This window comes from Pseudomonas sp. 43(2021), from assembly GCF_017490805.1.
Classification (GTDB): domain Bacteria; phylum Pseudomonadota; class Gammaproteobacteria; order Pseudomonadales; family Pseudomonadaceae; genus Aquipseudomonas.
On the sequence record NZ_JAFGYJ010000418.1, the window covers coordinates 1 to 471 of the forward strand.

Below are 471 nucleotides of genomic sequence, written 5' to 3' on the forward strand. Positions count from 1 at the left end.
ACTGAGCGTGACCGAGGGCAAAGTCAGCCGCTCGATACCGACCTGCACAACGCGCACGCCATATGTAGCGAGCAACTGTTGGTCGATCTGCTGACGCAACTGCGTTTCAAAATCGCCGATGCGCACTTGTTTGGCATCAGTGTTGACCAGATTGGCCAGATCGAAACTGCTGGCCGTGGTCTCCAGCGCTGAGCCGCCAAAGGTGCGACTCTGCCGCGCCGCTTCGTCCGGCTGATTCTGCACGGCACGCATGAAACGCTGCACGTGTTCAGGATCACCCTGCACCTGCCACGCCACGTAGGCCTGAACGATGATGCGCAAACCGTCCTTGGTGCCGACGTCCTGCAAACCACTTGAGGTGGTACGTAGACGCAAGTCCACCGGGATCGCCGCTTCGAACGGTGCAGGCCAGCGCCAGCTCAAACCGGGATCAAGTAAGACCCGCGAAGGATTACCGAAACGGGTGATGAC

Annotated in this window: 1 protein-coding gene; it reads right to left on the reverse strand. The window is 59.7% G+C overall.

Translation table 11 applies throughout. The annotated features are described in order from the left end of the window. Positions 1 to 471: SPFH domain-containing protein (locus J5M71_RS27945; protein ID WP_243434388.1), on the reverse strand; the 471-nt coding region annotated here is incomplete at both ends.